General features: G+C 63.4%; 4 protein-coding genes. 3 read left to right on the forward strand and 1 reads right to left on the reverse strand.

Features of this window, described 5'->3' with window-relative positions; genetic code table 11:
* The 3 genes from NW835_RS13570 to NW835_RS13580 form a co-directional block, all read left to right on the forward strand.
* Positions 1 to 358 (forward strand): FAD-dependent oxidoreductase (locus NW835_RS13570; protein ID WP_414415559.1); only part of this gene is annotated, 358 nt, incomplete at its 5' end.
* Between the two features lie 116 nt (positions 359 to 474).
* Positions 475 to 1,353, forward strand: coding sequence for a phytoene synthase (locus NW835_RS13575; RefSeq protein WP_414334895.1), 879 nt, complete (start codon positions 475 to 477; stop codon positions 1,351 to 1,353).
* A gap of 75 nt (positions 1,354 to 1,428) precedes the next feature.
* Positions 1,429 to 2,229 carry an ABC transporter permease gene (locus NW835_RS13580; protein ID WP_414415560.1) on the forward strand — a complete coding sequence of 267 codons (801 nt, stop codon included), beginning with the start codon at positions 1,429 to 1,431 and terminating at the stop codon, positions 2,227 to 2,229.
* On the opposite strand, the gene NW835_RS13585 is transcribed toward NW835_RS13580, so the two are convergent.
* Positions 2,226 to 5,803: Zn-binding domain-containing protein (locus tag NW835_RS13585; RefSeq protein WP_414415561.1), on the reverse strand; the 3,578-nt coding region annotated here is incomplete at its 5' end. The genes NW835_RS13580 and NW835_RS13585 overlap by 4 nt on opposite strands.

A 5,803-nucleotide genomic window follows, 5' to 3' on the forward strand; every position in this document is an offset into this window, starting at 1 on the left:
CCCGGCTGCCGAGTGGATCGACCGCAGCGACGAGGAGATCTTCGCGGCCACGCTGGAGGAGCTCCAAAAACTCTTTCCCCAGCACCTCACCGGCCCCAACCCGGCGCGGGTGCGCAAATGGGTGGTGGTGAAAACGCCGCGCTCGGTCTATAAGGCCACACCGGGCCGGCAGCAATACCGTCCCACTCAGGTCACCCCCATCCCCAACTTTTTCTTGGCGGGCAGCTACACCCTGCAACCCTTCCTGGGCAGCATGGAGGGGGCCATCCTCTCCGGCAAGCGGGCAGCCGAGGCCATCAGCAAAGGGATCCCCTCCCCGGCGGCTGCGCTCTCAAGGTTGGCAACCGCAGGGGTTTGATCGCCTCATTTGGAGCAACCTGACTGTCGGGGCTATCCAGCCTGTCCGCTTTCCCGTAGTGTTGAGATGTGCCCTCGCTGTCCCCATCTGGCCCCGCGCCCCTGGAGATGAGCCCGATGAGTCCGCTGGAGCAATCTTTTGCCCTCTGCCGCCAGATCACGGCCAAGCACGCCAAGACGTTTTATCTGGGATCCCTGCTCTTGCCTCGACCCAAGCGGCGGGCCATCTGGGCCATCTATGCTTGGCTGCGGCAGACCGATGAGTTGCTGGATGGGCTGGAGGCCAGCCAGACGGCGGTGGAAGTCACCCGCAGCAAGCTGGAGCAGTGGGGATCCCATCTGGAGTCTTTGTTCCAGGGGGGGGAGCCGCAAGCCCCCACCGACCTGGCCTTGATCCACACCATCCACACCTACCGCCTCTCGATTGAGCCCTTCCGCGAGATGTTACGGGGGCAAAGCATGGATCTGGACACCCGGCGCTACGCCACCTGGGAAGACCTGCGGGTTTACTGCTACCGGGTGGCCGGGGTGGTGGGGCTGATGTGCTCGGAGATCATGGGGTTTGTGCCGGGTCGGGATGGCCGCGAGGAGGCGGTGGCCCTGGGGATTGCCATGCAACTGACCAACATCTTGCGCGATGTGGGGGAAGATGCCCGCCGCGGGCGGATCTATTTGCCTCTGGAGGACTTGCGCCGCTTCAACTACTCAGAGCGGGATTTGTTTAACTATGTCATCGACGAGCGCTGGATGGCCCTGATGGACTACGAGATCCGGCGAGCTCGGGAGCTCTATGCCCAAGCGGAACGAGGGATCCCTACCCTGCAGCCGGACTCCCGCTGGCCGGTGGCCGCTTCTTTGATGCTCTACCGGCAGATCCTCAACGCCATCGAGCGCAACCACTACCAGGTGTTTCGCACTCGGGCCTATGTGTCCACCCTGAGCAAGGCGCTGGCGCTGCCGGTGGCCTGGTGGCGCTCCAACTACTACGGCTATTAGTAGTGACAGCAAGCCGTTTCCCACTGCGGATCCCACTGGGGCAAGCCCCAAACCCGTAAAGAGCGAGGAAAATCTATGGTGATGCCCTATCGGCAAATCTGGGAAGACAGTTTAACCATCTTCTGGCGCGACTGGCTGGATCTGCGCGGGCGGGTCTGGCAGGTGGTGGCTTCGGGGCTGGTGGCTCCCCTCATCTACATCGTCGCCTTTGGGGTGGGGCTGGGCGGATCCCTGCGGGCCGAGGCCCTGGCTGACGTGGCTGGATCGACGGCGGCAGGTTCCTATTTACGTTTTATTTTGCCGGGGATGGTGGCTCTTTCGGCCATGACGATTAGCTTTGCCGGCACTACTTTCTCTATTTGTGGATCGCGGCTGTTTACCAAGAGCTTTGAGGAGCTGCTGCTCTTGCCGGTGCATCCGCTGGCGCTGCATTTGGGTAAGGTGTTGGCGGGCATTGCCCGCGGCCTGCTCACGGCCTTGGGAGTGTTGGCGGTGGGGGTGCTGGGGACAGGAGCCTGGGGCCTTCTTCATCCCCTGGCGCTGTTGGTGCTGCTTTTGGATTGCGCTGTCTTTGCCGGCATCGGGGTAATCGCCGGCTTAAAGGTGCCCAGCTTGGAGAGTGTGGGCGTGCTCACCAACTTTTTGATTACGCCCATGTCCTTTCTGGGGGCCACTTTTTTTGATCCCAGCCAGTTGCCAGGCTACCTACAGGTGCTGGTCTATTGCCTGCCCCTTTCCTACGCCAGCATCGGCATGCGGGCAGCCGCCTACCAGCCCCCTGCCCAGTTCCCCTGGTACACAGTGGCGGTGCTGGCGGGGTTGGCAACCCTTCTGGCCCTGGTGGGTGCCTACCTGTTTTCCCACCAGCAGGATTAGTTGCCCTTGCCAAACACCTCTGGGTAGCGGGCCAGTTGCTCCTGCAGGTCTTGGTCGTAGCGCAGGGCAATTACCCGGTAGCCTTGTCCCAAAAGCTGGGAGCGCACTTGGCGATCCTGGGCAGCCTGGTCGGGCTCGTCATGCACTGCGCCATCGCAGAAAACACAGACGTTGGGCTCGTAGAAGAAGTCGACCACGCAGCGGGGATCAGGGATGGCCTTCTGGGCGTCGTCGGGAAGGCGGTAGCCTTCTTCGGCCAGCAACTCCAGAAAGCGGCGCTCCAGGTGCGAGCGAGGGTCGATGAGCTGGCGCAGCCACTCCAGCTGCTCTTGGCGGGAGCGGCCCAGGGGACGTAGCTCGGTGCGGCTGTGGGCCAGCTTGCCCAGGAGATCCCGAATCTTGTATCGGTCGAGCTCCAGTGCCTCCCGTTGGTTGGCGTAGCTGAGCAGGCACTCGTAGCAGGCGGCGCGGCACTCAGGCCGCAGGTCTTGGATCCCGGCTTCTGAGAGCTGGAAGTGGCAGATCTCCAGGGCTGCTCGCGCCACCTCCGCCATGGCCTCTGGCTCCTCCACCAACCGCTGCAGGACGCCGGCTCCCCCTTCTGCCGTCTCGTAAAACAGCAGGGCCCGATGGGATCCCTGGCCAATGGACTCGGCGGCCAGCTCCGTCTCTTCTAGCTCAAAGGTCTCTTCGATCCCCCGCTTGAGGGCGTAGCGCAGGCTGGTTTCTAAAGGTTGGGGATCCCCTAAGCCGGGCTGCGCCAGGCGCACCAGCAGCAGGTTTTGGGTACTGCGCACCGCCAGGCGGATGGACTGCAAGGAGGCTCGGTTGGATAAGCCCGCCCTGCTCCGCTCAAGCTGAGCTCGCGAGGGGACTTCCCCATTTTCAAAGTTGACTGAGAAACCCCGCCCTCCACTTCCCCGCCAGCCGTGGTTGATGCGCAGCAGGGTAGCTGCCGGGGCATAGCGCAACTGCAGCAGGGGGGTTTGTCCGCTCAGCACATCAGCTTCTTGGACGCGGTAGCCAGAGCTTTCGGAAGCAAACTGGAAGAAGGTCTGCAGCTCGTAGCCCTGTCGCCGCCGCTCCTCTTCGTCAGCCGTGATGCGATCCCGTCGCCGCATGCGCACATTGGGCATTTCCAGAAGCTGGGTCAAGAGGCTATTTTGCCCATCGAACGGGGTGCCGCAGACTGGACAGCGATCGAGGGAGGGATCGGCAAAGGCCCCACAGCTAAAACAGAGCTTGTGGCTACTTTTGCGCTCCTCCAGACCGCCGGGCGGCGCCTGGAACGCCACCGCTTCCCACTGGCAGCCTTCGTGATAGAGGAAGTTGTGGGGGGCAAACTCGCGGATGGCCAAAAAGCGGGGCCGGGCGATGAACTCCCCCTCGCCGCCGCGGGGCACCCAGGCCCGCACGGGTAGGGCCGGAAAGTTGTAGCCGGGCAGGAAGCCTTCGCTGGCCAAGTAGCGGTAGGGGTAGAAGTCGCTTTCCTCCCGCTGGGTGTCGATTTGGAGCAGCAGATTCCGCTGGCGCAGGGCTTCCCGCTGGCGGCGCTCGGCTTCCTGCTGGTCTTTCTTTTCGCGAGTCGTCTGGAGCTGGCGGTTAGCGGCTTCCAACTGCTGGGTGGCAGCCCGATAGAGTTCTCGCCAGCGGTCGAAAGCTCGGTCAAAAGCCTGGGGCGCCTCTTCGATGACCTGCTGGAGCCAGCGGCGGCTAAACCAGCCGCTCTGATCCAGAACCTCTCGATCGGCGGCCAAGAGCGCCTCCACCCGCTCCATCACCTCTTGCCGGGCCGCTTCCCCTAGCTGGATTTGGGCAGCCACCTCTTCCCGCAGGGGCAGCCCCTCGCGATCCAAATCGAGAACTCTTTCCATGGAGTTACCCAGGGGCAGGCGTACCTGGGCCAGCCAAACGGCGTGGATGTGAGCCCGCAGTAGCGCCTCGTTGGTTAAGTCCAGGCGGGGAGGGCGGACACGACCGGCCACCATCTCGGCGCGGCGGCGGAAGTAGTACTGGTCGTGGCTGTTGAAGGCGCCGCAGTAGCTGAGGATTAGCCCCGCCTGCCCCTGGCGACCTGCCCGACCGCTGCGCTGGGCGTAGTTGGCCGGAGTGGGCGGCACGTTGCGCAGATGCACCAGATCCAAATCGGCAATATCGACCCCCAGCTCCAGGGTTGGCGAGCAGACCAAGTAGGGAAGGCGGCGAGCTTGGTCTTCCCCGCGAAAGCGCTTTTCTCGCCACTCCCGCTCTCCCGCTCGAACCACCTGGGCCGTGTGCTCTCTGGCCTCCAGGGATCCCAGCCCTGCTGCCCCGCTCCGATACAGGCGCTGGAAGAAGAGATTGACGGGGCGAGGGGCGGAAGCGTAGCCCTCCTGCTGAGCGCGGCGGGAGTACAAGGGATCCGCAGGCGGCGGCGAGCCATCACCCAGGCACCAGCGCAGACAGCCAGCGTTGAGCTGGTAGGCTTCCTGGCCATTCTCCCGCCGCAGCAGGTCGTAGCTGACTAGAAGAGAAAGCAGGGATCCCAAAAGCTGGTCGTAGGTTTCCCGGGTTAGCTCAAGGCGCTTGGCAAGAAAGCGTCCGATGGCGCTGCGGGGGCCTAGGCTGAAAGTTGTCCCGTCTTGTCCGTTGCGGCTTTGGCGGACAAAGCAGGTAGCCGTCCGCAGCTCGTCGTACTCTTCTAGGCCCCAAAACTCGTTGAGGTGTTGCTCGGCGCGTCGGCGCAAGTTTCTCTGGAACTCGGTTCTGAGCACAGGCACATCGATGGCCAGTTTGCGCCGAAACTGATCCAGCAGAGCCCGCAGCAGGCGTTCCCGCTCCTCGACGCTGGCCTGGACAAACCAGGGATTGAGGGGGGCCAGGGCCGAGCTCTGGCAAAGCTCCTTGAGGCCGCGGTATTCAATTTTCAACAAGCCCACCTGTTCCAGGTTGGGGTGGGTAACCCGCCAGCCGCGCCGCAGATCCTCGTAGAGGCGGTATTCGGTTAGCTCCGTAAAAGTCCGCCAGACCTCTTGGGCAGCCGGCGACTGGGGATCCAGCAAGGGGTTTTGGGCAATATCGGCAAGGGTGAGGCCGGCAGCCTGCACCACCTCTGGGGCTACTTCTGCAAAGCCCAGCTCTTGCTTTTTAAGAAGGGCAGCGTAGAGCGAGGCCCGCAAGAGGGCCACGTGGACAAAGTCGTTGAAGTGGCCGGCCTGCAGGGAGGCATCCTGACGGTTGTCGGTAAAGGTAAGCAGCTTGTCCTGGGCTGCCCCCATTTGAGCAGCATGGCGCAGCAGAGAAGTGGCCAGAATGGTGGTGGCGCTGGAGCGGCCTTCGCTAGAAAGGGAAGCCAGCTTGGCAAACTCCCGCTCCCGTCCACTGTAGTACTCGCCGCAAGCTAGGCAGAGAGAAAAGGGCTGGGGCTGCCACCACAGCTTCTGGGTTCCTGCCTGGGGCACCTCGGAAAAGGAGCCGTCCGGGCGGACCCAGACCGCTTGGGGGACGCGCCTTCTCCAATGGGGCTTGAGCCGGCCTTCAGGGGTGTACCAATCTTCCGGGATCTGTTCCTGCGACCACTCCCCCTCCAGGGGAT

The organism is Synechococcus sp. OH2, from assembly GCF_047462155.1.
In the GTDB taxonomy this organism is placed as follows: Bacteria; Cyanobacteriota; Cyanobacteriia; order Thermostichales; family Thermostichaceae; genus Thermostichus.

What these genes read in the sequence shown, in the direction of transcription:
- NW835_RS13575 (WP_414334895.1), top strand. Translation starts at nt 475, where the DNA reads ATGAGTCCGCTGGAGCAATCTTTTGCCCTCTGCCGCCAGATCACGGCC.
- NW835_RS13580 (WP_414415560.1), top strand. Translation starts at nt 1,429, where the DNA reads ATGGTGATGCCCTATCGGCAAATCTGGGAAGACAGTTTAACCATCTTC.